The organism is Parafrankia elaeagni (genome assembly GCF_000374165.1).
In the GTDB taxonomy this organism is placed as follows: domain Bacteria; phylum Actinomycetota; class Actinomycetes; order Frankiales; family Frankiaceae; genus Parafrankia; species Parafrankia elaeagni.
Genome location: NZ_KB893719.1, coordinates 93,786 through 119,277, shown reverse-complemented (window position 1 = coordinate 119,277; position 25,492 = coordinate 93,786). Strand labels below are relative to the sequence as shown.

The 25,492-nt window shown below is 71.9% G+C and carries 20 protein-coding genes and 1 pseudogene; 15 read left to right on the top strand and 6 right to left on the bottom strand.

Going from position 1 to position 25,492, the window contains the following annotated elements:
• Positions 1 to 246: 246 nt before the first annotated feature.
• Positions 247 to 1,470 (top strand): IS110 family RNA-guided transposase, encoded by a 1,224-nt coding sequence (locus tag B207_RS0113230; protein ID WP_018637025.1) that lies wholly within the window; start codon positions 247 to 249, stop codon positions 1,468 to 1,470.
• Between the two features lie 155 nt (positions 1,471 to 1,625).
• Here B207_RS0113230 and B207_RS0113225 read toward each other — a convergent pair whose 3' ends face one another.
• A complete protein-coding gene (locus tag B207_RS0113225; protein ID WP_018637024.1) occupies positions 1,626 to 1,979 on the bottom strand; it encodes a group I truncated hemoglobin in 354 nt (117 codons plus the stop codon).
• A gap of 364 nt (positions 1,980 to 2,343) precedes the next feature.
• Here B207_RS0113225 and B207_RS0113220 point away from each other — a divergent pair, with 364 nt between their 5' ends.
• The 3 genes from B207_RS0113220 to B207_RS33745 all read left to right on the top strand — a co-directional run bounded on the left by B207_RS0113220 (position 2,344) and on the right by B207_RS33745 (position 5,749).
• Positions 2,344 to 3,285 (top strand): SDR family NAD(P)-dependent oxidoreductase, encoded by a 942-nt coding sequence (locus B207_RS0113220; RefSeq protein ID WP_018637023.1) that lies wholly within the window; start codon positions 2,344 to 2,346, stop codon positions 3,283 to 3,285.
• Between the two features lie 500 nt (positions 3,286 to 3,785).
• Complete coding sequence (locus B207_RS0113215; RefSeq protein WP_018637022.1) at positions 3,786 to 5,162, top strand: NADP-dependent succinic semialdehyde dehydrogenase; 1,377 nt, start codon at positions 3,786 to 3,788, stop codon at positions 5,160 to 5,162.
• 122 nt (positions 5,163 to 5,284) lie between these two features.
• A complete protein-coding gene (locus B207_RS33745; protein ID WP_230205002.1) occupies positions 5,285 to 5,749 on the top strand; it encodes an NUDIX hydrolase in 465 nt (154 codons plus the stop codon).
• Between the two features lie 459 nt (positions 5,750 to 6,208).
• Here B207_RS33745 and B207_RS0113200 read toward each other — a convergent pair whose 3' ends face one another.
• Together B207_RS0113200 and B207_RS0113195 are read right to left on the bottom strand one after the other, a co-directional pair.
• The gene (locus B207_RS0113200) at positions 6,209 to 6,892 is read right to left on the bottom strand and encodes an alpha-ketoglutarate-dependent dioxygenase AlkB (protein ID WP_018637020.1); all 684 of its coding nucleotides are present in this window, start codon (positions 6,890 to 6,892) and stop codon (positions 6,209 to 6,211) included.
• 106 nt (positions 6,893 to 6,998) lie between these two features.
• Entirely contained in the window at positions 6,999 to 7,850 is an 852-nt protein-coding gene (locus B207_RS0113195) for a phospholipid scramblase-related protein (protein ID WP_018637019.1), read from the bottom strand.
• Between the two features lie 116 nt (positions 7,851 to 7,966).
• Between B207_RS0113195 and B207_RS0113190 the strand changes: the two genes are divergently transcribed.
• On the top strand, positions 7,967 to 8,974 hold the full coding sequence (locus B207_RS0113190; RefSeq protein WP_051102511.1) for a TIGR03560 family F420-dependent LLM class oxidoreductase: 1,008 nt from the start codon (positions 7,967 to 7,969) through the stop codon (positions 8,972 to 8,974).
• A gap of 31 nt (positions 8,975 to 9,005) precedes the next feature.
• Here the strand turns inward: B207_RS0113190 and B207_RS0113185 are convergent, their stop codons facing one another.
• A complete protein-coding gene (locus tag B207_RS0113185; RefSeq protein ID WP_018637017.1) occupies positions 9,006 to 10,220 on the bottom strand; it encodes a cytochrome P450 in 1,215 nt (404 codons plus the stop codon).
• A gap of 1,119 nt (positions 10,221 to 11,339) precedes the next feature.
• Between B207_RS0113185 and B207_RS0113180 the strand changes: the two genes are divergently transcribed.
• The 6 genes from B207_RS0113180 to B207_RS0113150 all read left to right on the top strand — a co-directional run bounded on the left by B207_RS0113180 (position 11,340) and on the right by B207_RS0113150 (position 19,245).
• Complete coding sequence (locus B207_RS0113180) at positions 11,340 to 12,731, top strand: ABC transporter substrate-binding protein (RefSeq protein WP_026311017.1); 1,392 nt, start codon at positions 11,340 to 11,342, stop codon at positions 12,729 to 12,731.
• Between the two features lie 2 nt (positions 12,732 to 12,733).
• Positions 12,734 to 14,860 (top strand): branched-chain amino acid ABC transporter permease, encoded by a 2,127-nt coding sequence (locus B207_RS0113175; RefSeq protein WP_018637015.1) that lies wholly within the window; start codon positions 12,734 to 12,736, stop codon positions 14,858 to 14,860.
• A 4-nt stretch (positions 14,861 to 14,864) separates the two neighbouring features.
• On the top strand, positions 14,865 to 15,554 hold the full coding sequence (locus tag B207_RS0113170; protein WP_018637014.1) for an ABC transporter ATP-binding protein: 690 nt from the start codon (positions 14,865 to 14,867) through the stop codon (positions 15,552 to 15,554).
• A complete protein-coding gene (locus B207_RS0113165; RefSeq protein ID WP_018637013.1) occupies positions 15,551 to 16,258 on the top strand; it encodes an ABC transporter ATP-binding protein in 708 nt (235 codons plus the stop codon). Before B207_RS0113170 ends, B207_RS0113165 begins: the two co-directional genes overlap by 4 nt.
• Complete coding sequence (locus B207_RS0113160) at positions 16,255 to 16,755, top strand: hypothetical protein (protein WP_018637012.1); 501 nt, start codon at positions 16,255 to 16,257, stop codon at positions 16,753 to 16,755. Before B207_RS0113165 ends, B207_RS0113160 begins: the two co-directional genes overlap by 4 nt.
• A 378-nt stretch (positions 16,756 to 17,133) precedes the next feature.
• Complete coding sequence (locus tag B207_RS0113150) at positions 17,134 to 19,245, top strand: anthranilate synthase family protein (protein ID WP_018637010.1); 2,112 nt, start codon at positions 17,134 to 17,136, stop codon at positions 19,243 to 19,245.
• On the opposite strand, the pseudogene B207_RS42835 reads toward B207_RS0113150, so the two are convergent.
• Positions 19,206 to 19,634, bottom strand: a pseudogene (locus B207_RS42835) (ABC transporter permease); the annotation flags it as partial. The gene B207_RS0113150 and the pseudogene B207_RS42835 sit on opposite strands and share 40 nt — an antisense overlap.
• A gap of 593 nt (positions 19,635 to 20,227) precedes the next feature.
• Between B207_RS42835 and B207_RS0113140 the strand changes: the two are divergent.
• The 4 genes from B207_RS0113140 to B207_RS0113120 all read left to right on the top strand — a co-directional run bounded on the left by B207_RS0113140 (position 20,228) and on the right by B207_RS0113120 (position 24,697).
• On the top strand, positions 20,228 to 21,388 hold the full coding sequence (locus B207_RS0113140; RefSeq protein ID WP_154675319.1) for a substrate-binding domain-containing protein: 1,161 nt from the start codon (positions 20,228 to 20,230) through the stop codon (positions 21,386 to 21,388).
• A 107-nt stretch (positions 21,389 to 21,495) separates the two neighbouring features.
• A complete protein-coding gene (locus tag B207_RS0113135) occupies positions 21,496 to 22,335 on the top strand; it encodes an SAM-dependent methyltransferase (RefSeq protein WP_018637007.1) in 840 nt (279 codons plus the stop codon).
• Between the two features lie 84 nt (positions 22,336 to 22,419).
• Positions 22,420 to 23,091, top strand: a complete 672-nt coding sequence (locus tag B207_RS0113130) for a TetR/AcrR family transcriptional regulator (protein WP_018637006.1) — start codon at positions 22,420 to 22,422, stop codon at positions 23,089 to 23,091.
• 235 nt (positions 23,092 to 23,326) lie between these two features.
• Positions 23,327 to 24,697, top strand: a complete 1,371-nt coding sequence (locus B207_RS0113120; RefSeq protein WP_084692125.1) for an LmeA family phospholipid-binding protein — start codon at positions 23,327 to 23,329, stop codon at positions 24,695 to 24,697.
• Between the two features lie 51 nt (positions 24,698 to 24,748).
• On the opposite strand, the gene B207_RS0113115 is transcribed toward B207_RS0113120, so the two are convergent.
• Entirely contained in the window at positions 24,749 to 25,312 is a 564-nt protein-coding gene (locus B207_RS0113115) for a mycothiol transferase (RefSeq protein ID WP_018637004.1), read from the bottom strand.
• Between the last annotated feature and the right edge of the window lie 180 nt (positions 25,313 to 25,492).

The following is a 25,492-nucleotide window of genomic DNA, read 5'->3' as shown; positions in this document are numbered from 1 at the left end:
ACTAATGGGAGCTACCGGGTCGGCATAGGGCAGGCTCGGTGCCGGTAGCCGCCAGCGGGTGAGCACTCCCAACGACTGGACCGAGTCGAGTCCTAGTGTCAGACCGTGTCCCCGCTGGTGGTCGGGAGAGGTGACCGCTGATGGGATGTCGTGCCGGCCGGTGGCGGTGTGAGCACTTGACCATTAGTCCGCTGGTGGCTCTCCCCGGCTGCTGAACCTGTCCGTGTGCGGGTCGGGAGGATGTCGGTGCTGTTCGTCGGGGATGACTGGGCTGAGGATCATCATGATGTGGAGGTGCAGGACGAGGCGGGCCGCAGGCTGGTGAAGGCGCGGCTGCCGGAGGGGCTGGCCGGGATCACCCGGCTGCACGAGCTGGTCGGTGCGCACCTACCCGAGGACGCCGACCCGGCCCAGGTGGTGATCGGGATCGAGACCGACCGCGGACCGTGGGTGTCCGCGCTGGTCGCGGCCGGCTACCAGGTGATCGCGGTGAACCCGCTGCAGGCCGCCCGCTACCGGGAGCGGTACTCGACGTCGGGGGCCAAGAGCGACGCCGGGGACGCGCACGCACTGGCGGACATGGTCCGCACCGACCGCCACCAGCTGCGGGCCGTCGCCGGCGACAGCGAGCTCGCGGAGGCAGTAAAGATCACCGCCCGGGCCCACCAGACGCTCATCTGGGACCGCACCAGGCAGGTCCAGCGGCTGCGCGCGGCGCTGCTGGAGTCGTTCCCGGCCGCCGTGGCCGTGTTCGACGACCTGGCCGCCCCGGACACGTTGGAACTGCTCGCCAAGGCACCGACACCGGAGCTGGCCCGGCGGCTGACCATCGCGCAGCTCTCCGCGGCGTTGAAGCGGGCCCGCCGCCGCGACATCGCCGAGAAGTCCCGGAAGATCAGGGCCGCGTTCCAGGCCGGGCAGCTGCCCGTGTCCCCGGTGATCGCCGGCGCCTACGCGGCGGTCGTCCGTGCCCAGGCCGCGCTGATCGGCACGCTCAACGCCGAGATCGACCGGCTCGCCGAGCAGGTCGATGCCCATTTTGGCCAGCACCCGGACGCTGAGGTCTACCGGTCCCAGCCCGGCCTGGGGCCGGTCCTCGCCGCCCGGGTGCTCGCGGAGTTCGGGGACGACCCCGACCGCTACACCAACGCGAAGGCGCGGAAGAACTACGCCGGGACCAGCCCGATCACCCGCGCGTCCGGGAAGAAGAAGGTCGCCCTGGCCCGCTACGCCCGCAACCACCGGCTCGCCGACGCCCTGCACCAGCAGGCCTTCTGCGCCCTGGGCGCCTCACCCGGCGCCCGCGCCTACTACGACGCCCTGCGCGCCCGCGGCGCCGGTCACCACGCCGCGCTCCGCCAGCTCGGTAACCGCCTCGTGGGCATCCTCCATGGCTGCCTCAAGACCCAGACCGCCTACAACGAAGCAACCGCCTGGCCACAGAACGTCACGCTCGACGCCGCCGCTTGACATCCAAAAACATGGGATGTCTGACAGGGCGCCGGCCAGGACCGGGCACAGCCGGGCACAGCCGGCGTTCGAGCCGGACCGGGCCGCGCCAGGCGGTCCGGTCCGGCCTGGTCCGTTCCGGGCGCGGGGCCCCGGTCGCGCCCGGCCGTCAGGGGTCAGACGGAGACGATGTCCTTGCGCAGCGGGGCGAGTGCGGCCCCGATCTGACCGGTGGTCTCGGCCGGGACGCCGAGACCACGCAGGGACGCCACCAGGTGGTCGATGACCGCGTCGAAGTGGGCGTCGGAGATGTTGAGCGGACGGTGGACGCGGGGAAGGTCCCGGCCCTGGTAGATCTCCGGTCCGCCGATCGCCGCGGCGATGAAATCCCGCTGGTGTGCCTTGAGGCTCGGAATGTCGCGGCCGGCGAAAAAGGGCGCAAGAGTCGGGTCCGCGGTCACGCGAACGTAGAACTCGTCGACCGCTGCCTCCACGGCCTTCGCGCCGCCGATCGCGTCGTAGATGCTCACCAGAGACTCGCTTTCGCAGAATGACCCGGCCGGGCCGCGCCGAGACCGCGCGCTTCCCGGCAGGGTCGTGACAGGTGTGTGCCCGACGCTTTCACTGAACCGCGGCGGCAATGCCCACAGAAAGGGGCCATCGTCGGCTCCGGGCAGTCGGACGGCCGCTGCGGCCGGGCCCTCCGCCCCCTTAGTTCACTCCGTGAGCACAGGTTGCCGGCCTGTGACGGATCGCGGCGTGGGCGCACCACCGGATATGACTGTGAGGGGCACGCGCGGCTGGCGTCGCGCGGACAGCTGCCGGCCGCGGGTGGCTGCCGGCGCGGTCGGCCGCCGGTGGCGGCGCCGAGGCGACGGACGGGAGCGTGCGGGGATGGGTGCGACGGAACGGGTCACCACGAGGTTCACCGCCGAGTCGACGGCGGCGGAGGTGCTGGCGGACGTCGACCTGAGCGGCCACCGGTCGGTGGTGACCGGAGCATCGTCCGGGATCGGTGTCGAGACAGCCCGCGCGCTTGCCGGCGCGGGCAGTGAGGTGACCCTCGCGGTGCGCGACGCCGAGGTCGGCCGGCGGGTGGCCGCGGACATCACCGCCACCACCGGCAACGCCGCGCTGCGCGTCGCCCGGCTCGACCTCGCGGACCTCGCCTCGATCGCTGTGTTCGTGGCCGGCTGGTCGGGCCCGCTGCACGCCCTGGTCAACAACGCCGGGATCATGGCGACGCCGGAGCTGCGCACCCCGCAGGGCTGGGAGCTGCAGTTCGGCACCAACCATCTCGGCCACTTCGCCCTGGCCGACGGACTGCGGCCCGCGCTGGCCGCGGCGGGCGGGGCCCGGGTGGTGGCGGTGAGCTCGGCGGCGCACCTGCGGTCCGCGGTGGAGTTCGACGACATCCACTTCGAGCGACGCCCCTACCACCCGTGGGCGGCCTACGGCCAGTCCAAGACCGCCAACGTCCTGTTCGCGGTCGAGGCGACCCGCCGCTGGGCGGCGGACGGCATCACCGCCAACGCACTGATGCCCGGCGCCATCATGACGAACCTGCAGCGGCACATCGACTCCGGCGAGGCCGAGCGGGCAAGGGCCCGCAGCGGCGTCCCGGCGCGGGCCTGGAAGACGGTGGAGCAGGGCGCGGCCACCTCGGTGCTGCTCGCCGCCTCGCCGCTGCTCGACGGCGTCGGTGGGCGGTACTTCGAGGACTGTGCCGAGGCACCCCCGCACACGCCCGGCAGCGTCAGCGGAGTCGCGCCCCACGCGCTGGACCCGGCCGCCGCCGAACGCCTCTGGGACGTCAGCCTGCGCACCCTCGGGTAACGCACTCGCCTGACCGCACTCGCCTGACCGCACTCGCCGTCCAGCGTGCCCCGCAGTCCTCACCCCCGGTACCGAACTGATTGTCGAGGGCCAGGGGTGGGCACGGTGACACCGTGAGGTGCGCTGCCCGGCCGACACCCGAGGCCGCCCGGCGCCGCCTCACCGGGGCGACGGCGACGGCCGCGCTGGTCGCGATCCCCCGATGCCGCCCCGACAGCCCCGTCGGGAGATATTCCGAGCCGCACGGGATACCCGGTCAGGTCCGGGTCGCAATGCCCCCACCCTGGCCCTGGAACGAGCCAGGTAAACGCCCACTCTGCTAGTGTTCGACCTGTGCCAGGACGGTGCACGGCGCCGTTCTGCGGCGTTGTTGTTCTGCGACGTTGTTTCGGCCCACGTTTCCGGGTTGCCGCCCGTTCACCAGTAGGCCGCCGGCCGCATTTCGGTGCGTCCGGTGAATGGCCTGGAGGCCAGGCGGTCAGACCCCCAGAAGGAGTGACATGGCGATCCGGTCGGTCAATCCGGCAACAGGCGCGGTTGTCGCGGCGTTCGACGCGCTCGGCGACACCGAGATCGAGGAGCGGCTGGCCCGCGCCAGCGCCACCTTCGCCACCTACCGCCGGACGACGTTCGCCGAGCGGGCCGGGTGGCTGCGCCGCGCGGCCGATCTGATCGACGCCGAGCGGCACGAGATCGCCGTGATCATGACCACGGAGATGGGCAAGACGCTGCGCTCGGCGGAGGCGGAGGCGGCGAAGTGCGCGAAGGGGATGCGCTTCTACGCCGAGCACGCCCCGGCGTTCCTCGCCGACGAGCCGCTGGCCGACCCGGGCACCGTCGGCGCGAGTCGCGCCTTCGGCCGCTACCTGCCGCTGGGAGTCGTCCTCGCGGTCATGCCGTGGAACTTCCCGCTCTGGCAGGTCGTCCGCTTCGCCGCCCCGGCGCTGATGGCGGGCAACGTCGGCCTGCTCAAGCATGCGTCGAACGTCCCGCAGTGCGCGCTGTACCTGGAGGACCTGTTCCTGCGCGCAGGGTTCCCGGCCGGGTGCTTCCAGACCCTGCTGATCGGGGCCGGCCAGGTGGAAGGGGTGCTGCGCGATCCCCGGGTGGCCGCCGCGACGGTCACCGGCAGCGAGCCCGCCGGTCAGGCGGTCGCCTCCGTCTGCGGGCAGGAGATCAAGAAGACGGTGCTGGAGCTGGGTGGCAGCGACGCCTACGTCGTCATGCCGTCGGCCGACGTGGAGCGCGCCGCCGAGGTGGCGGTCACCGCCCGCTGCCAGAACAACGGCCAGTCCTGCATCGCCGCCAAGCGGTTCATCGTCCACGACGCGGTGTACGACCGGTTCGCCGAGCTGTTCGTCGCCGGCATGGCCGCCCTGCGGGTCGGCGACCCGCTCGACCCCGGCACCGACGTCGGGCCGCTCGCCACCGAGGGCGGTCGGCAGGACATCGAGGAGCTCCTCGCCGACGCCGTGAAGCAGGGCGCCAGCGTCCTGTGCGGCGGCGCCACGCCGGACGGCCCGGGCTGGTTCTTCCCGCCCACCGTCATCGGCGACATCACCACCCAGATGCGCCTGCACACCGAGGAGGCGTTCGGACCGCTGGCCACCCTCTACCGGGTGCCGGACATCGACGCCGCGATCAGCCTCGCCAACGTCACCTCGTTCGGCCTCGGCTCCAACGCCTGGACGGCCGACCCGGCCGAGCAGGAGCGTTTCATCAACGAGCTCGAGGCCGGAGCGGTGTTCCTGAACGGGATGGTCACCTCGCACCCGGAGCTCCCGTTCGGCGGCATCCGCCGCTCCGGCTACGGGCGTGAGCTGAGCGCTGTCGGCATCCGCGAGTTCTGCAACCTCAAGACCGTCTGGGCCGGCTGAGGCCACTCCGTCCCCTCGGCGCTCCCTCGCGGCCGGTGCGCCCCGGCCCGTGGCAGGATCAGGCGGCAGGCACGATCGGACGCGGCCGGACGGCGGCGGTGACCCGGACCGGAGGCGCGGCGGTGACAGTGGCCAGTGAGCCCGACGGCAGCGAGGTGCAGGAACGCGCGGCCGGTGGCGTGGTGTGGCGTCCCGCCGGCGGCGGGGTCGAGATCGTGCTGGTCCACCGGCCGCGGCACGCCGACTGGTCCCTGCCGAAAGGCAAGCTCGACGACGGCGAGACCTGGCTGGACGCCGCCGTCCGCGAGGTGGCGGAGGAGACCGGGCTCGCCGTCGAGGTCGGCGAGCCGCTCGGCGATGTGACCTACGAGGTGGAGCGGCACGGCGTCGTACGCACCAAGGTCGTGCGCTACTGGGCCCTGCGGGCGACCGGCGGGGCGTTCGTCCCGAACGACGAGGTCGACGAGCTGCGCTGGGTGTCGCTCGATGCGGCGGCCGAGCAGGTCAGCTACGACCTGGACCGCGACGTCGTCGACCGTTTCCGCCGCCTCGGCCCCGGCCTCCTCGACGGCGTCCAGGGCAGCTGAGCCGGGGCGAATCTCCGGTGGCGCGGTGGGGCGCCTTGCCCGGCGAGAACACTCTGGGAGGGCGAGTGCGGACCGCCGCCTATTCCGATCGGTGCGGGTGAGCGGTTCCGTCCAGACGACGGCGCACCAGGTAGCCCGCGAGGATCAGCAGTGGTTCGACCACCAGGACGAATATCCACGCGGCCAGGCACCATGCCGCGTTGGTGAGCCAGATGTCCTGCTCGCGGGAGTACAGGAGAGCATTCTCGTCACTCGGGGCGGAAAAAAGGCAGAGAATACAGTACCCTATCGCCGCCGGGGGACCGAACATGCAAGCCCAGGCGGGCCAGCCCGGAGGCCGCCCCGACACGCGGCGCGCCGCGTGCGCGAGCCAGAGCGCCAGGCCGACGGCGAGAATCGGGGTTGGAGCCACGGGCTAGCCCCCGGTACTCTCGCGTGCCGCGACGGCCGATGAACCTGTCACAGGACGTTGTGGGGCCGGAACTGGACACTGAGGCGGGGGCCGACCGGGCGGGCGGTCTTCGGCACCGCATGCTCCCAGGTGCGCTGGCAGCTGCCGCCCATGACCAGCAGGTCGCCGTGACCGAGTTCGTGGCGGATCGTGACCGCGCTCCCGCTCCCGCTCTCCGCGGGCCCGCCGGCGCGAGGCCGCAGCAGCAGCGCCCGGGGAGCGCCGAGAACGACGATCGCGACCATCGTGTCGTGGGTGGAGCCACGGCCGATCCGATCTCCGTGCCAGGCGACACTGTCGCGACCGTCCCGGTACAGCGCCAGGCCGACGGTGGTGAACGGCTCGCCCAGCTCGGCGGCGTAGTGCGCGTCGAGCGCCTGCCTGGCGGCGTCGAGCGCAGGGTCGGGCAACGGCTCGCCGCGCGCGTAGAAGGACAGCAGCCGGGGCACGGTAACCGTCCGGTCGTACATCGGACGCCGTTCGGCGCGCCAGGGAACCTGCGCGCGCAGCCGTTCGAACAGCGAGTCCGCCCCGGCCACCCAGCCGCGCCGCACGTCGACCCAGGCACCGCCGGCCAGCATGCGGCGGTGCAGGCCGACGCGCAGTGGCCCGAGCTCGACGCCCGCGCGCCTGCCGGCCTGCGGTTCGGACAGCGTGTCGAGCAGCGAGGCCTGGAACGGTGCTACGCCCACCAGCCGACGATAGCAAACACATGTTCGATCGAGGCTGGCATCGCCATCGCCATCGGTGTCGGTGTCGGGCCCGGGGCCGCGGGCCTGCCGCCGCCGCCGACCATCCTCATCCGAAGCCCCGGGAGTCCTGCTTCAGCGCGGTGTCGATGGTGAGTGCCGAGGCGACGACGAGGCTGAGCATTGGCTGGGGCAGTGGCCGGTGCAGCTGAACCACGTAGTTGTCGGCGGTGGTGAACAGGGTCCGGGCGAGACCTTCCCAGGTCTTGGTCACCCGGGCGATCTCGGCGTCGGTGTGGTCGACGATCGAGAAGTTCCACGCCCGCCAGTTCTCGGCCTTGAGCATGCCGAGGCGGTTGCCGTCCGCTTCGATGCTGAAGCTGATCTTGCCGAAGACGTTCTGCTGGACGATGCGGCCGACCTCCCGACCGTCCGGCAGTGCCACGATCACCTTGGACTTGAGGAACTTCCTCGGCCTGGTCAGGAGCAGCTGCGGGACCCCGGCGGCGTCCCGCACCTCGAGCCGATGGGTGAAGAACTGGTCGAGTGACCAGAGGAACCGGGCGACCTTCTTCAGCGCGCTCTGGCCGACCTGGACGACCGAGCCGATCTGGGTGCCCTGCTGGTTGAAGACCGCGTACTCGTTCGTCAGCTCGATCAGCTTCGTCTTCTGGTTCACCACCAGAACCGGCTCGCTGAACAGCGAGCCGCCGCCCTGCGCCGGCACGTGCACGCCGGCGCGTTCCTGGACCTGGCGCTGGATCCGGTCCGGCGTGTGGCTGGTCTGGATCGGCGGGGGCTGGTAACCCTGCGGGCCGCCCCAGCCGCCCGGCGGCTGCCCGTGCTGCGGCGGGGGCGGCGGGGAGCCGGGCTGCGTGTGGTCCGTCCACTGGTTGCCGTCCCACCAGCGCGAGCCGGGTGCGCCTGATGGATCGTCGTACCAGCCTGGTGGCGTTGACATAGCACCCACTTTGCCACCTGTGCCCGATGTGGAGGACATGCGCCACTGTCCCGATTCCGACCTGCTCCGGGCTGATCCTGACTCGCCTGGGCAGCCCGGAAACTAGGCTCCCGGCCATGACTGCTTCCGTGGGCGGATCAGCGGGGACGCGCTCCCGGGGCGCGGGCGGTGTCGAGTTCGGGATCTATCTGCCGCAGGTCGCGCTGGAGTTCGAGTCCATGGTCGGCCGGGCCCTCGAATGCGAGCGCCTCGGGCTGGACTCGTTCTGGCTGTTCGATCATCTGTACACGCCCGGTGCGCCGGCGGCGCCCTCGTTCGAGGGCTGGACGCTGGCGACGGCCCTGCTCGCCCGCACATCGCGCCTGCGGCTGGGGCATCTGGTCACCTGCAACACCTTCCGCCATCCGGCGCTGCTCGCGAAGATGGCCACCACGCTGGACGTCATCTCCGGCGGGCGACTGGAGTTCGGTATCGGCAGCGGTTCCTACGAACAGGAACACCGGGAGGCCGGCCTGCCCTGGGGAACCCCGGGGGAGCGTGCCGACCGGCTCGCGGAGGCACTCGACATCATCACGCAGATGTTCGAGCAGCCGGTGACGACCTATTCCGGCCGGTACTACGACGTCCACGACCTGCCGAACGTCCCGCAGCCGGTGCAGCGGCCGCGGCCGCCGGTGCACATCGGCGGTGCCGGGCCGAAGCGGACCCTTCCGCTGGTGGCGCGTTACGCCGACGTCTGGAACGTCCCGACCTACGCCCTGGACCGCCTCGACGAGCTGAACCGGGCGATGGACGCCGAGTGCGAGCGCATCGGCCGCGATCCGGCGTCCCTGCGCCGCTCGGTGGAGGGGGTTCTCGCGATCGCCGGGGCGGGGCAGGTGGACGAGGCCGTCGCGCTGGCCCGGCGCCGGTACGGGCAGCCGGGCTACGGGCTGGACGCGGGCGGCTTCACCGGCACCCCGGCGCGGGTCACCGACCGGATCGCCGAGCTCGTGGACGCCGGCTTCACCTCGTTCGTCTTCATCACGCATGACCGGGCCAGCACCGAGACGCTGGAGCTCCTCGCCGGCGAGGTCCTCCCGTGCTTCCCCCGCCCCGCCCCGGCCGGCCGGCCGGCGACCTGACCGGCTGGCCGACCGGGGCGGCTGCCTGCCGTCAGCCGGCGGAGGCGCGCACCGGGAGCTTCGCCCAGCCGCGGACGGTGGATGTCCGGGCCTGCACGGCGTTGTCGTAGTCGATCTCCCAGTGCGGCCACCGGCGCAGCACCTCGTCGAGGGCGACCCGCGCCTCCAGGCGGGCGAGGGCGGCGCCCAGGCAGAAGTGCAGGCCACGGCCGAAGCTCAGGTGCCGGCTGAAGGACCGGTGGATGTCGAAGGTGCCGCCGTCGGGGAACTGCCGTTCGTCGCGGTTGGCGGAGCCGTTCAGCAGCACCATCACGCTGCCCGCCGGCACGGTCCGGCCGTGCACCTCGACATCGCGGGCGACGTGGCGGGCCTGGATGGGGGAGGGGGCCTCGAAGCGGAGCACCTCCTCGATGACGTCGGGGACGAGGGAGCGGTCCCGCGCGACCTGGCGCAGCTGGTCGGGATGCTCGGCGAGGACCTTGCCGGTCCACCCGATGAGCCGGGTGGTCGTCTCGTTGCCCGCGGCCGCCAGCATGTTGACGTAGACGAGAACCTCGGTGCGGGTCAGCCGCCGGGTGGTACCGGTCTCGTCGGTGAACTCGGCGGTGAGCAGCTCCGTCATCAGGTCGTCGGACGGGTTGCGGGCCCGCCAGTCGAGGTAGTCGGCGAACATCGCCTCGGTGCGCGCCAGCACGTCCTGGTCCAGCGGCTTCGGCGCGTCCTCCTCGAGAGTGAGGCCCGCGTCGATGATGTCGCGGATGCCCTCCTGGTCCTCCTCGGGGATGCCGAGCAGCATGCCGATCGTCCGCATCGGCATCTGGGCGCCCAGGTCGGCGATGAAGTCGAAGCCGCCGGAGCCGACCAGCGGGTCCAGGGAACGGGCGCAGAAGACACGGACATCAGCCTCGAGCGCCAGCATCTTCCGCGGGGTGAAGACCCGGGCCAGGATGCCGCGGTGGACGTCGTGGACGGGCGGGTCCTCGAAGAGGATGTTGCCGGGCGGGAAGGTGAATCCGGAGCGGATGAGCTCCAGGACCGACCCACGGCCGGAGCGGTAGGTGTCCCAGTCGCCGAAGGCCTTCTCGACATCGTCGAAGCGACTCACCGCGAAGAAGTCGTACCTGGCGTTGTAGTACAGCGGCGCGGTGTCCCGTAACGCCTTCCAGACGGGGTACGGGTCGGAGTCGATCTCGAAGTCGTAGGGGTCGTAGTAGACGTCACTGCTCTCCGGCGCGCTCGCTGTCATCGGTTGTGCTGCTCCCTCGGCGTCGTGGGCCCGCGGCGGCCGGTGCCAGGCGGCCAGTGGTGCCCATCACACAGAATCTTCCTCCGCCGCATTCGTCAACGGCCGTTCACCGCCGGTGGAGAACGGCGCTGCCGGTCCGGCCGGGCCGGTCGCCCCGCCGGACCGGCTGCGAGCAGCTGATCTCCCCGCCATACCGGGTGTGAAATGTGGCACGTTGCGGTGGGTGGCCTCGCTGGGGCCGCGGATCGGCGTGCGCCGGCCGGTCCTGGCGCCAGGCGCGTGGGGTGGATCACCTCAGGTGCGCGCGTGGCGGCCGGCGGGGCCACTCTCCGTGAAGGGTGCGGCGGCCCGGGCCGGATGCGGCCGCCGGCCCGTGCCGGCGCTCGGCCAGCCTCCCACCTGGGCAGATGGACGGATCTGCCGTGTGGTGAGCCAAGATCTCGCGATCATGGCCGACGGGTGCACCGCCGCTCCCGGACCCCGCGGGGCGGCGTTGCGGATGCGTCCGGTAGCTTGCCGATCGGCTTGCGTGGTGGCCCGGTTGTACGGCGTTCTCCGGCGGCCGTGCGAGCAGAACTGACCGGCCGGCCGGCCGGTCACGTTGCGTTGTCTGTTCCTTGTGTGCGGTAGCGGCTGGAGTGTGTCGACCCGCGTTCCGGCGGTCTGAATGGCGTTTGATTCTCGCGGGAAGAGTCGATAGTTTCCTCAAGCCGAGAAGATCCCTTCCGGAAACTGCAAGTGGCACTTGCGAAATGATCGAGCCGAGTTGGTGCTGATGGCACGGCTGACGTTCTCGGGCAAGGGCGCCCGAAACGCCGGCACAGCCGGCTGATCGCTGTCCCCTGCCGGCACTGACCTCCCCGGCCGGGCGCCACAACCTGCCTGTCTCCGGGCCGAGCTGTGCCGTCGGCCACCGGGGCGTGGTGGGTCGTGGCCCGTGGTGCCCGCTTGTCCGTCGCCGGCAGCCGCTCGGTTGCTCCAGCACGCCCAGCCCGACCAGACCTTCGTCCAGGCGCGCGGTGCGTCCCCGGTGGGGCCGTGCCAGGCAGCCCGGACCACGTCCTCGCGTCCCTCGTGTCCGGTGGAGGCAGGGTCGGGACAGCAACAAGGAGGAAATGCGTGAGACCGCGTAGAACTGTCGCGGCCGTCGCTGCTGTCGCAGCGGTGACCGTGTTCGCTGCTGGGTGCGGCAGGAGTGGCGGCGGCGAATTAGGAGCTGAGGACACCCCGGCGACAGCGGCGGCGGAAGCGGCGGCCGGCGACTTCGGGACCCTGCGCGACGTCTGTGGTCCCGGTGACCCGCAGGGATCGCCCGCCCAGGGCGTGACCGCGAGCGAGATCAGCGTCGGTACCTTCAGCGACGTCGGCTTCACCAAGAACTCGGAGTTCGACGACGCGGCCAAGGTCTTCACCGAGTGGTGCAACGCCGCGGGCGGCATCAACGGCCGCGAGATCAAGTACAACCTGCGGGACTCGAAGATCTTCGAGACCCGGCAGCGGATGATCGAGTCCTGCCGTGAGGACTTCGCCATCGTCGGCGGCGGCTCCGCCCTCGACGCCGCCGGCGTCGAGGAGCGGCTCAAGTGCCTGCTCCCCGACATCCCCGCGCAGACCAGCCAGGTCGAGAACCTCGGTTCGGACCTGCAGATCGACGCGATCGGCGCCGGGCACTCCTTCGCCCGCTACGCGGGCTACTACAACTGGCTGCTCAAGGAGGCCCACCCGGGCTCCGCGAGCGCGGTCGGCATCATCGCCGGTGACTCGCCGGTGACCAAGGTGATCGGCGACCAGACCGCCGAGGCGGTGCAGAAGTCCGGCGGCACGGTCGTCTACCAGGACCTCTACCCGGCCGCGGGGGTGTCCGACTGGACCCCCTACGCCCAGGCCCTCAAGAGCAAGGGCGTCAAGGGCCTGACCTTCCAGGGTGACTTCCGCAGCCTGGCGAAGCTGGAGCAGGTCCTGAAGTCGATCGACTACAAGCTCGACTGGATCGACGCGAACAGCAACGCCTACGGCACGGCGTTCGGTGAGCTGGTCGGCGACGCCGTCGACTTCCAGCCCAACTACGCCGATCTCAGTGGCGTGGCACCGCTCGAGGCCGCCGGCGACATCCCCGCGCTGGTGCAGGTCGAGGAGCTGTACGAGGAGTACGCGCCGGACGCCGAGATCACCTTCCCGGCGCTGCGGGCCTTCTCCGCCTGGCTGCTGTTCGCCACCTCGGCCTCCGAGTGCGGCGACGACCTCACCCGCAGGTGCCTGTACGAGACCGCGCGTGAGCAGACCGACTGGACTGCCGGCGGGCTGCAGGCCGAGGTCGACATCACCGAGGCCGACGCGCCGCTGAAGTGCTTCAACGTGGTGCAGGCGACGCCGGACGGCTGGGAGATCGCGGACTTCGAGCCCGACGAGGGTGCGTTCCGCTGCGACGCCCCCGAGGTCCGGTACACGGGTGACTACGGTTCCCCGCTCACCCTGGCCAGTGTCGGCAAGAGCCTGAGCGATCTCCAGTAGCCATGGAGCAGCTGTTCACCTTCGGGATCGTGGGTCTGAGCACCGCGGCCATCTACGCCATCATCGGCAGTGGCCTGGTGCTCACCTACACCACCACCGGCGTGTTCAACTTCGCGCACGGTGCGGCCGGCATGATGGCGGCGTTCGCGTACTGGCAGCTCACCGAGGGCTGGGGGCTGCCGGTACCGCTCGCGCTGGTCCTGGTCCTGGTCGTTCTCGCACCCGCGTTCGGCCTGCTGGTCGAACGCGTGGTGCTCCGGCCGATCCAGGGCCTGGGTGACGCCGAGCGCCTGGTGATGACCGTGGCGATGCTGAGCGGTCTCATCGCGGCCGCCCGGTGGATCTGGGACCCGAACGAGGCCCGGTCGCTGCCGAGGTTCTTCGAGAACACCGACGCGATCGACATCGGGCCCGCCACGATCACCTGGCACCAGGCACTGACCATGATCGTGGCGGTGGCCGTGGCGATCGGCCTGCGGATCCTGCTGTACGGGACCCGCATCGGCGCCGAGATGCGGGCCAGCGTCGACGACCGGGCCCTGGTGGGCCTCACCGGAGCCAACCCGGTGCGGTCCAACCAGGTCGCCTGGATCCTCGGCACCCAGCTGGCGGCGGTCGGCGGCATCCTCATCGCGCCGGCCGTCTCCCTGGACGCCTCCCAGCTGTCGCTGCTGATCGTGAGCGCCTACACGGCGGCGATCTTCGGGCGACTGCGCAGCCTGCCGCTGACCTTCCTCGGCGCGGTGGTCGTCGGGTGCCTGGAGAGCTACCTGACCGGGTACCTGCCGCAGAACGACTACCTGCCCGGCCTGCGGCTCGCCGCGCCGGCGCTGCTGCTGTTCCTGTCGCTGCTGGTGTTCCCGCACCGGCGGCTGCGCGGGCGGGACACGAAGGCACGTCCCGTGCCGACCCCGTCGCTGCAGGGGACACTGCTGTTCGCCGGCAGCGTGGTGCTCTTCGGGCTGGTGCTCGCCTCGCTGCTCGGCGAGGGAGATCTGATCACCTACGGGCAGATCTTCTCGTTCGGTGTGATCGCGCTGTCCTACGTCCCGCTCGCGGGCTACGCGGGGCAGATCTCCCTGTGCCAGCTGAGCATGGCCGGCATCGGTGCGGCCGTGTGGGCGCACGCGGGTGCCGACGGCCAGCTGTGGGCGCTGCCGCTCGCGGTCGCGATCGCCGGCGCGGCGGGGGCGCTGATCGCGCTGCCCGCGCTGCGGCTGTCCGGCGTGTACCTCGCGCTGGGCACCACCGCCTTCGCTGTCATCCTCGACCGGTGGATCTTCACCCTGCCCTCCTTCGAGGTGTTGGGCCTGAGGATCTCGCTGTTCGAGGGCGGCACCGTCGACGTCGCCGGGCCGTCGCTGTTCGGCTGGCGCCTCGACGATGGCTCCGAGCTGATGGTGTTCGCCGCCGTCTGGCTGGCTCTCGGCTCGCTGGCGATCGCGATGCTGCGGCGCGGCCGGTTCGGCCGTCAGCTCATCGCGCTGCGCGACAGCGAGGCGGCCTACGCGACGCTCGGCGGCAACCTGCTGCTGTCGAAGGTCGCGGTCTTCGCGCTGTCCGCGGGCATCGCGGGCCTGGGTGGGGCGCTGTACGGCATGCAGCAGCGCTCGGTCACCGCCGAGCAGTTCGGCCTCGTCGCCGGGCTGCCGCTGTTCCTGGTGGCCGTCGTCGGCGGGCTCACCGCCGTCGGCAACGGCCTGTTCACCGGTGTGGCCGTCGGCGGGTCCTTCCCGGTGATCTCCGCCGCGGGGGCGTTCGCGCAGAACATCACCTCGGTGCTGCCGGCGCTCGCCGGGCTGGGGCTGGCCAGGAACCCGGACGGCGCCGTCCCCGAGATCCGTTCCGGGTACGAGCCGCTGGGCCGGAACAAGCCCGTGCTGGGGGGCCTCGTCGTCGCCCTCGCGGGACTGTGGGTCCTGCAGTTGCAGGACGTCCTGGACGGCTGGCTGACATTCGGCCTGGCCCTGTTCCTGATCGTCGCCGCGCAGGCCGCGGCGACCGCCCTGGAGCAGGCCCGGGTGGCCAGGTCCACCGACACCGACGTCCCCGTCGAATGGTGGGGCGTGCGGCGGGAGTGGCGCCGGGAGGACGAGGAGGTGCTGGCTCGTGGCATTGCTGGAGGTTAGGGAGGTGACCGTCGCCTTCGGCGGGGTGCGCGCGCTCAGCGACGTCGCCATCTCCGCCGAGCAGGGAAGGATCACCGGCCTCATCGGACCCAACGGGGCGGGCAAGAGCACCCTGTTCGATGTCATCACGGGCCTGCGCCGGCCGTCGTCCGGGCAGGTGTTCATCGAGGGCCGGGAGGTCACCCGCCTCGGCCCGACACGGCGAAGCCGGCACGGGCTGGCCCGGACGTTCCAGCGGCTCGAGCTGTTCGGCCGGCTGACCGTCCGGGACAACCTGCTGGTCGCCGCCGAACTGGGTTCGAACCGCCGGCACGCGGCCGAGCTGGTCGAGCAGATCCTCGACCGGCTCGGCCTGACCCGGCTCGCGGACACCTCGGCCGACACCCTGTCGACCGGCGCGGCCCGGCTCGTCGAGGTGGCACGGGCACTGGCGGCGCAGCCCAAACTGCTGCTGCTGGACGAGCCGGCCGCCGGCCAGGACCCCGAGGAGACCGAGCGGTTCGCGGACCTGCTCCGCTCGCTCGCCGCCGAGGGGACCACCGTGCTCATCGTCGAGCACGACATGGATCTGGTCATGAGCGTGTGCGACGACCTGCACGTGCTCGACCTCGGCAAGGTGATCGCCTCCGGGCCGCCGGCGGAGATCCGGCGCAACGAGCAGGTCCTGGCGGCCTACCTGGGGGATGCGGCGTGACACCTCTCCTGGAGCTGCGTGACGTCCGGGCCGCCTACGGCAAGATCACCGTCCTGCACGGTGTGAGCATCAGCGTCTCCGCCGGCCAGGTGGTGGCGCTGCTCGGGCCGAACGGCGCCGGCAAGACGACGACGCTGGGCGTCGCCGCCGGCACCCACCCCGTCCAGTCCGGCCAGCTGATGCTGGGCGGGCGGGACATGACCGGGGCGAACCCCCGCGACCTGGCCCGCGCGGGGGTCTGTCTGATCCCCGAGGGCCGGGGGGTGTTCCCCAACCTGTCCGTCCGCGACAACCTGCTGATGATGACCTTCACCGGTCACAGCCGCGCCGAGATCGAGGCCGTCGCCTTCGAGCGGTTCCCGATTCTCGCGAAGCGGGCCAACCAGGCGGCCGGGAGCATGTCCGGCGGTGAGCAGCAGATGCTCGCGCTGGCCCGCGGCCTCGCGACGGATCCGGCCGTGCTGCTGCTCGACGAGCTCTCGATGGGGCTGGCCCCCCTGGTCGTCGGACGCCTCTACGAGCAGGTCGCCGAGATCGCCCGCCAGGGTGTCGGCGTCCTGGTCGTGGAACAGTTCGCGGCCGCCGTTCTCGGTATCGCCGACCACGCGGCGGTCATGGTGCGCGGTCGCGTCGAACGAGAGGGCGCCCCCGACAGCGAGCTGCGCGCCGAACTATCCGCCCTCTACCTGGGGAGTTCCACATGACGACTGACTCGCGCGCGGACCGCTTCGTCCGCGAGCTCGGGGAGTTGAAGATCCCCGATCCGGCGGCCGGCCGGCCGCGCCTGTGGGTGCGCCTCGGCGTGGTGCTGATGGCGGCGGGCGCCGCGCTCGCCATCACCGCGTACGCGACGTCGCACGGCACCCGCGACCCGCTCGTCCAGCGCGACGCGCTCGCGCTCGGCCTCGGCGGGATCACCGCCGCGGTCATCGGCGCGGCGCTGTTCCTGCGCTACTCGCTGACCGGCTTCCTGCGGTTCTGGATGGCCCGCCAGTCCTATGACCTGGCCCTGCTCGGTGACCGCTTCGCCGAGCCCGGCAGCGCCGCGACCCCGGCGGCGGGCACCGCGGTCGGGGCGGCGGCGCTGCCGGTCGAGGAGGCCGGGCCGGCGGTCGAGGAGGCCGAAGCCACCGAGGCCACCGAGGAGACTCCGGATCCGGCGGCACCCCATCCCACGGCGAAGGAAACCGTCTCGACCTGACGGCGCGCCCGGGCCCCGGACCTCCAGCGCCGATCGGCATGGCTTCGGCGCCCGGTGGCCGGGCCCTTCGGTATCCACTCCTGCTCCACAGCTCCGGGCCAGCCCACCATGGTGGGCTGGCCCGGAGCTCTTTCTGCGTCCGTATGCGGGGCCGGCAGGCCGGGGCCCGGCTGCCGGCCCCGCCGCCACGGTCGATCGTGACCGGCTACAGTGACCGCATGCACGCGTTGAGGAACTTCTGGTGGCCCGCCCCGGTGGCGGCCCACCTCCTTCGCGCGTAGCCCCATCACGCGGCCGCCCCTTCCGGCGGCCGTCCTCGTTTCCTCGGCTCGGGCGGGCCGTCCGGTCCCGGCGGCTCCCGGCCCCGAGGAAACAATCATGAATCTGCTGCCCGACCTGCTCGCGGCCCTCGCCGCGGGAACCGATCCCGGCCCGTTCGCGCTGATCCGGCGGGACGGGGCCGACCACCTCGACGTGCTCGTCGGGACGGTCGAGACCGCTGGCCGGATCGCCGACATCGACCTGCCGCCGGGGCCCGCCGGACCCCGCGTGCTGGCGCTCGTCCCCTACCGGCAGCTCGCCGAACGTGGCTTCACCTGTGTCGACGACGGCACCCCGCTGGAGTGCCTGCGCGTCGACGCCTGGGAACGGGTCGGCCTGTCCGCCGCGCTGCGGGCCCTTCCCGACCAGGACGTCGTCTGCGCGGGCGGCGCCTTCGACCCGGGTGACGAGCAGTACGCGCGCACGGTGGAGGCGGTGCTGCGCGACGAGATCGGGCGGGGTGAGGGGTCGAACTTCGTCATCCACCGCACCTACACCGCCTCGATCGCCGGCCCACCGGTCACCGCGGCCCTCGCGGTGCTGCGCCGGCTGCTCACCGGCGAGCGAGGCACCTACTGGACGTTCGTCGTCCACACGGGCACCCGGCTGCTGGTCGGGGCGACCCCCGAACGCCACGTCAGCGTCGAGGGCGGGCTGGTCATGATGAACCCGATCTCGGGCACCCACCGGCTGCCGCCCACCGGCCCGGACCGCGAGGCGCTGCTCGCCTTCCTGGCCGACCGCAAGGAGATCGACGAGCTGCACATGGTGCTCGACGAGGAGCTGAAGATGATGGCCCGGGTCGCCGACCGGGGCGGCCAGGTGCTCGGCCCGTACCTGAAGGAGATGTCGAGCCTCGTCCACACCGAGTACCTGCTGGTCGGGCGGGGCCGGCTCGACGTGCGGGACGTCCTGCGGGAGACGATGTTCGCGCCGACGGTCACGGGCAGCCCGCTGGAGAACGCGGCCAGGGTGATCGCCCGGCACGAGCGGCGCGGGCGGCGGTACTACAGCGGAGTGCTCGCCCTGTTCGGCACCGACGAGTCCGGCGGGCAGACGCTGGACGCGCCGATCCTGATCCGCACCGCGGAGATCTCCCCAGCCGGCGAGCTGCGCGTGTCGGTCGGTGCCACCCTGGTGCGCCACTCGACACCGGCGGGGGAGACGGCGGAGACACACACCAAGGCGGCCGGGATCCTCGCGGCGCTGGGCCTGCTGCCGCCGTCGGACGGTTCGGCAAGCCGTGGTTCGGGCGGCGGGGAGCTGGCAGGAGCTGTCCCGCCGGCCACGTTCGGAGACGATCCGCTGGTGGTGGCCGCGCTCGCCGCGCGCACCGGGCGGCTGGCCCGGTTCTGGCTGCTGGACAGGCAGGCCGGCGTGCCCGCGCCTGCCCCACTCGGCGGCAGATCCGCACTGGTAGTGGACGGCGAGGACGCCTTCAGCGGCATGCTCGCCCACCAGTTGCGCGGCCTCGGCCTCGCGGTGACGGTGCGGGACTGGCGGGATGCGGGAGACGCCCGGGACACCGCCGGGTTCGACCTGCTGGTCGCCGGCCCGGGCCCCGGCGACCCGACCGTGCGCGACGATCCGCGGATGACGGCCCTGCGGTCGCTCATGGCCGGGGCGCTGAGCCGGCGGCGGCCCCTGCTGGCGGTCTGTCTCGGGCACCAGCTGCTCGCCGATCTCCTCGGGCTGGGCCTGCACCGGCGCGAGGAGACCTCCCAGGGACTGGCCCGGGAGATCGACTTCTTCGGCCGCCCGCGCCGGGTCGGGTTCTACTCGACGTTCACCGCCGTCTCCGCACAGCGCGAGCTCAGCACGCCGTTCGGCACCGTCGAGGTCTGCCTGGACGTCGCCGACGATCCGGCGCCGCAGCCGGGCGGTCCCAGGGTCCGCGCGGTGCACGCGCTGCGCGGGCCGACCTTCGCCGGTCTCCAGTTCCACCCCGAGTCGGTGCTCAGCGAGAACGGCTTCGAGCTGCTCCGCGAGGTGCTGTCGGCGTTGGTGCCGGTTACGGCGCCGCGGCCGGTTCAGCCGCGTGCGGAGTCGTGCCAGGAACCGACGACCAGCCGTGCGGCGAGACCGAACAGCCAGAAGACCACCAGCCCGAACAGAGCCGAGGAGATGATGGCGGCGAACAGCGGCGCGGACGACAGGTCGCGGGTGTAGTTGTCGATGAGGGCGCCGATGCCCACATCCCCACGGCGGAAGAAGAAGTCGCCGACGATCGCGCCGATGACCGCGAGCCCGGCCGAGATGCGCAGGCCGGCGAAGACCGCGGGCAGGGCGCTGGGCAGCTCCAGGTGCACCAGCCGGCGCCATCGGCCGACCCGGCGCAGCGTGAACAGGTCGTGGTGGCCGGCGTCCACGGACTGGATGCCGAACAGGGTGTTCGTGATCATGGGAAACATCGAGATCACGACACAGACCACGGTGCGGGACCAGAAGCCGTAGCCAAGCCAGAAACCGATGAGCGGGACGATCGCCAGCACCGGGATGGTCTGCAGGAGGATGGCCCACGGGTAGAAGGAGTTCTCGATCCAGCGTGCCTGCGCCATCAGGATCGCCGCGGCGATGCCGATGGCCGCGGCGATCGCGAGCCCGACCAGGGCGACCTTGGCCGTCCCCGCCAGCGCCGTGAGGATCTCGTCGGCGGTGCGGCTGTCCAGGAAGCCCTCGGCCACGATCTCGTGCGGTGGTGGGAGCAGGAACCGGCGCCGGGGGGCGAGGAACCAGTAGCTGACCGCGTACCAGACGCCGGTCACCACCGCGAACACGCCCAGGGGTGGCAGCACCGCCCGCCCGGCCCGGATTCCGAGCGCCCGGATTCCGAGCGCCCGACGGGCGGTGCGCGCCCCACCTGCGCCAGGTGGGCCCCAGCGCTCGCTGATGCGGACAGCGGGAGGTGCTCCCGGCGTGGCTGGATCGGGGGCTTCGCCGTCGGGCACGCCGGAACCCTATCCGCACCCGCCTGCGGTGAAGGTACCTGGTTGCGGGTGAATTCCGCGGGCGTGGGAGGCTGGCGCCCGATTTGGCAGGTGACAGAAAAAGGGGGGGCCTGTCACTGTGGCGACCCACCGCCCCGGGGCTCGCGCCCGGCTGTTCCTGCCTGTCGTTCCTGTCCTTCCCTGTGCCGAGGAGAGCAGAGCACGTGACGAGACTTCGTTCGGTGGCGGCCTGGGCCTGCGCCGCGGGCCTGGCCCTCGGCCTGACCGGGTGCGGTGACTCCGAGTCAGATACGGAACCGGCCGCCACCGCCGCCGGAGCCGCTGCCGGGGCGAACTACACCACCCCGCTGGAAGGGGTGTGCCCGGACACCGTCGTCGTCCAGACCAGCTGGTGGCCGGAGGTCGACTACGGCTCGACCTACCAGCTGCTCGGGCCCGACCCGAAGATCGACGCAGGTGCGTTCACGGTGTCCGGGCCGCTCGGCGCCACCGGCGTCAACCTGGAGATCCGGTCCGGGGGGCCGGCCGTCGGTTTCGACCCGGTCACCGCGCTGTTCGAGAAGGACGACGACATCCTGCTCGGCTACCTCGACCTGGACGAGGTGATCCGCAACTCCGCCGAGCACCCGTCGGTCGGCGTGCTCGCCCCCTATGCGAAGTCGCCGCTGATGTTCTTCTGGGGTGACCCGGCCCTGGACTTCACCACCCTCGCCGACATCGGCCGGTCCGGGAAGACGGTGCTGGTCGGGGACGAGTCCTACCTGAACGCCCTGGTCGGCGAGGGCCTGTTCCAGCGGTCCCAGATCGACAACTCCTACACCGGGGACATCAGCCGGTTCGTCGCCGAGGACGGCGGGATCGTGCAGGCCGGCTTCGTCACCGACGAGCCGTACCGGCTCGAGCACGACGTCCGGGAGTGGGCCAAGCCGGTGAAGTACGTGCTGGTCGGGGACGAGTACCCGGCCTACGCCAACGTGCTGGCCGTCCGCAAGGACAAGGTGGCGACGAACCGGGAGTGCCTGTCGAAGCTCGTCCCGCTGTTCCAGCAGGCGATGGTCGACTACCTCGCCGACCCGGAACCGGCCAACGAGCTGATGATCGAGGTGACCTCGAAGCTGGACACCGCCGGCTACGAGCTGTCCACCGGCCTGCTCGCCGACGGGAACACCAGGCAGCGCGAGCTCGGCCTGGTCGCGAACGGCAGCGACGGCACCTTCGGCAGCTTCGACAGCGAGCGGGTCGAGAGCCTGATCGGGCGGCTCACCCCGGGCCTCACCGAGGCGGGAACACCTCCGGCCCCGGGCCTGAAGCCCCAGGACATCATCACCAGCGAGTTCATCGACCGCTCCATCTCGCTGAGCTGACCGGCCCGCCGGCGCGGTGCCCGGGCGCGGAGCCCGGGCACCGCGCCGGCGGCCGCCCCGCTCTGCGATCTCTGGCGATTCGGCCTCGAAGGGGAGCCCAGACAACCGTGACCGACAACCAGCCGTACCCACCCCCGACCTTCGACACCACTCGGCCGCACTCGGCCCGGGTCTGGAACTACTACCTGGGCGGCAAGGACAACTTTCCGGTCGACCGCGCGCACGGCGACCGGACCATCGCGCTCTTCCCGCAGATGGTGGACGTCGCCCGGTCGTCGCGGGCGTTTCTCGCGCGGGCCATCACCTACCTGGTGGCCGAGGAGGGCGTGCGCCAGTTCCTGGACGTCGGCACCGGCCTGCCGGTCGAGAACAACACCCACCAGGTCGCCCAGCGGATAGCGCCGGAGTCGCGGGTTGTCTACGTCGACAACGACCCCATGGTGCTCATCCATGCCAGGGCGCTGCTGGCCGGCACCCCCGAGGGCGTCACCACCTATCTCGAGGCCGACGCCCGCGACCCGGATCGCATCCTGGAGTTCGCCGCCGAGACGCTGGACTTCACCCGGCCGATCGGCCTGATGCTGATGTCGATCATGGGTCTCATCGCCGATCTCGACGAGGCCTACTCCATCGCGCGGCGGCTCGTGGCCGCACTGCCCGCCGGCAGTTTCCTGGTCCTCGAGGACGGGTCGGACGACCGGACGTCCGACCCGTCGCCGGGCCCCGCGGCGAGCAAGGACCAGGATCTCGGTGTCGACGACCTCAACGTGGTCACCACGGACGGAAATGGATACCACTATCGTACCGTCGACCAGATCAGGGTTTTCTTTGACGGCCTCGAGCTTGTCGAGCCCGGAATCGTCTCGCCGCCGTACTGGCGCAACAACCCGGAGCCGGACGGTCCGTTCGCGCCACTGGAATCCTGCGGCGTCGGTCGCAAGCGGTAATTGGTGCGCGCCGGCTCCGTACCGGGGCCGGCGCCCTCCGCGAGCGCTTGACCGGCATGTCGGCATGATGCTTGTATCCGGCGCATGCCGGTAGCGACCACGTCGAGTAAGAAGCAGATCCTCCTGGCTGCCGAGCGCCTGTTCGCGGTACACGGTATCGAGGGGATCTCGCTGCGGCAGATAGGTGCCGCCGCCGGCAACGGGAACAACTCGGCGGTGCAGTATCACTTCGGCTCCAAGGACCGGCTGATCCAGGCGATCTTCGAATATCGGCTGCCGTGGCTCCATCGGCGCCGGCTGGACCTGATGGCTGAACGCGGCACGAGCGATCTGCGCGTCCTGGTCGAATGCCAGGTGCGCCCCCTGATGGAGCACAGTGAGGTAGCGGACAGTTACTACCTGACTTTCGTGGCCATGCTGAAGCAGTACGGTCGTCGCGACATCTTCGCGTGCATGCCGGAGCCGATGCGCACCTCGTCGCGAGAATTCCAGGAACAGCTCGCGACGTACCTCTCCCATATCGCCGAGCCGCTGCGCACGAACCGGATCGCGCAGGCGATGTCCCTCGTCGTGGAGGCGACCGCCGAACGCCAGCGCGCACATGCGGCCGACCAGCCGGTGCTGCCCTTCGAGGTGCACCTGATGGACCTTCTCGACGCCATCACCGGATTCATGACGGCCGCGGTGTCCACGCAGACCCTCGACGCGCTCGCCCACACCGCACCGGCCCCGCTCTCCTGGGCGAGATTCATCTAGGAAGTGAGGCCGAGGCATCCTCCGGGACCTTCGGTGACCAGCTCCGGGCGGGTGGACCGGGGCCGGTCTCGGTCAGCGTTTCCCTGGATTCCGTGGCCGAAGGATGCCGGAATGGTCTGCATTGCGCGACCACACGTCGTTCCCTGCTCCTCGGGGGCGGGCCGGTGCGGCAGTAGGCTCGGGCGGACGAAGCTCGGGCGGGCACCGGGTCACCAGGACCGGCACGGAACGGGAGATGGTCTTGGTGGATCAGGGCGGCGGCGAAGCAGGGTCTCCAGGGTCTCCGGCGTCGGCCGACCGGGGCCGAGCGGCGGCCGCGGAACCGGGCGAAGGCCAGCGCCCGGCCGGCGACGAGTCGACGCTGTACCTCCCACGCGCAGCCGTGCCCCAGCCTGAAACACAGCCCCAGCCTGAAACACAGCCCCAGCCGGAGACGGGCCATCAGCAGGTCCCCGGCTTCGCGGGACCGCCGCCCGCCGCCGGCCCGGGGGAGACCTACCGTTCGGAGTGGGCCCGCCCGGTCGCGGGGGACGTCCCCGGTGCCCGGCCGTGGGCCGAAGTGCCGCCGACCCGCAGAGCAGACGGCTACGACGACGGGCCGCCCGGAGACGGGCCGCACGGGGACGGCGGCGCACCCTGGTCGGCTGCGGGCAGTCAGTGGGGGCCACCGCCCGGGGACCCGCGGTGGGCGCCGCCGGGAGTGGTCCCGGCGGCGGGCGCGGGCGTCGCCCCGGACGGCGGCCCGGGTGGCCCGGGTGGTTTCGGTGGTCCGGGTGCTCCCGGCGCCGCGGGTGCGCCTCCCGCCGGCCGGCGGCGGCGCAGGCGGTGGATCGCCGCCCTGGTCGCGCTGGTAGTTCTGCTGGTGCTGCTCGTCGTCGGCGACCGGCTCGCCGTCGCCGAGGCCGAGGACCAGATGGCCAGGCAGGTCCGCACGAGTGTCCTGGAAGCGCTGGAATGCGGCGCGCCCGCGCCGACGGTGCGTGACGTCAGCATCGGGGGCTTCCCGTTCCTCACCCAGATCCTGCTCGGCAAGCTGGACGACATCAGCCTCACCATCGAGGGGATCGCCACCCCGGGGCCGCAGATCTCCGAGGTGCAGGCCAGGCTCACCGGCATCCACGTGCCGTTCGGCGACATGATCTCCGGGAGCATCGGCGCGGTGCCGGTCGACGACATCCGGGCGAGGGTGCGCGTCGACTATGCGGACCTGAACGCCTACCTGGCCACGCTGCCCGGCGAGATCCAGGTCAACCCGGTCGAGGGCGGGCGGCGGATCGAGATCTCCGGGCGGATCGACATCCCGCTGCTCGGCGCGCAGGAGGTCGGTGGCGTGACCACCTTCGAGGTCCGCAACAACCTGCTCACGATGGTGCCGAGCGAGGTCACCCTGCGCGGGGCGCTCAACTTCGCCATCCCGATTCCCGGGGGCTCGCTGTTGCCGTCCGTGCCGATCCCGGTCGGCCAGCTGCCGCTGGACCTGGTCATCGCGCAGGCGTCCAGCGGCCCCGACGGGCTGTCGCTGACCGCCACGGCCCACGACGTCGTCCTGCCGAAGGCCGCGGACGAGCCGCGCCAGTGCCCACCCGGCACCACCGGGCCGAGCTGATGTCCGGCTCCAGGCGCGAGGCTCCAGGCGCGAGAAGTCAGGCGCGAGAAGTCAGGCGGGGCGGATGAGCCCGCGGGCGAAGGCGGCCTGGCCGGCGTGCTGGAGGTCGTCGGAGACCACGCTGACGAGCCGCACCCCCAGGGTCACCGGGGGATCCCAGGCGGTGTCGACGACCCGCGCGAGGTCCCCGTCGCGCAGCCCGGTGACGTAACGGGCGGTCTGCGCGTGGACGGCGTCGTGGTAACCGAGCAGCAGCGCCGGGTCGCTGACCTGGACGGCGTCCACGTCGGCGGAGCTGTGCCCATAGCCGATCGAGCGATACCCGTCCTGTGGGCCCGTGTCGAGGGCGAGCCCGAACCGCCTCTCCCACCCGTCGGCGTGCCAGACCTGCGGGGCCGCGGCGACGCCGGCGACATGATCGTCCTGGACCCGGCTCAGATGCCAGACCAGCCAGGTGATCGAGTTGGCCCGCCCGTCGAGGCGCTGGTTGAGCTCGGCCGGATCCAACCCGTCCACCACCTCGTGGACGACGTCCCGGATGCGGCCGAACGCGTCGAGGAGCAGGGTGGCGCTGGCGGGGTTGCCGGGGAAACCGGCGCTGGAGTCGTCTGTCATGTCCACCTCCTGGCCGCGGGAACCTCTCGGGAAACCATGCCCGGCACGAGGCCCCGCCACCGCACCGACCGGTACGGCACCGCGGGGGCTGCGGCCAGGAGGTGGTGACCGCGGGCAGCGCCAGCTGACGGTGTCAGGTGGTGACGGTGTCAGCTGGCAGTGGTGTCCGCTGACGAGGTC

Bases quoted from the DNA above. Each gene is read 5' to 3' on its own strand.
- B207_RS0113215 (WP_018637022.1), top strand. From the start codon at position 3,786: ATGGCGATCCGGTCGGTCAATCCGGCAACAGGCGCGGTTGTCGCGGCG.
- B207_RS0113220 (WP_018637023.1), top strand. From the start codon at position 2,344: ATGGGTGCGACGGAACGGGTCACCACGAGGTTCACCGCCGAGTCGACG.
- B207_RS0113175 (WP_018637015.1), top strand. From the start codon at position 12,734: ATGGAGCAGCTGTTCACCTTCGGGATCGTGGGTCTGAGCACCGCGGCC.
- B207_RS0113150 (WP_018637010.1), top strand. From the start codon at position 17,134: ATGAATCTGCTGCCCGACCTGCTCGCGGCCCTCGCCGCGGGAACCGAT.
- B207_RS0113190 (WP_051102511.1), top strand. From the start codon at position 7,967: ATGACTGCTTCCGTGGGCGGATCAGCGGGGACGCGCTCCCGGGGCGCG.
- B207_RS0113160 (WP_018637012.1), top strand. From the start codon at position 16,255: ATGACGACTGACTCGCGCGCGGACCGCTTCGTCCGCGAGCTCGGGGAG.
- B207_RS0113195 (WP_018637019.1), bottom strand. From the start codon at position 7,850: ATGTCAACGCCACCAGGCTGGTACGACGATCCATCAGGCGCACCCGGC.
- B207_RS0113120 (WP_084692125.1), top strand. From the start codon at position 23,327: ATGGTCTTGGTGGATCAGGGCGGCGGCGAAGCAGGGTCTCCAGGGTCT.
- B207_RS0113130 (WP_018637006.1), top strand. From the start codon at position 22,420: ATGCCGGTAGCGACCACGTCGAGTAAGAAGCAGATCCTCCTGGCTGCC.
- B207_RS0113185 (WP_018637017.1), bottom strand. From the start codon at position 10,220: ATGACAGCGAGCGCGCCGGAGAGCAGTGACGTCTACTACGACCCCTAC.
- B207_RS0113115 (WP_018637004.1), bottom strand. From the start codon at position 25,312: ATGACAGACGACTCCAGCGCCGGTTTCCCCGGCAACCCCGCCAGCGCC.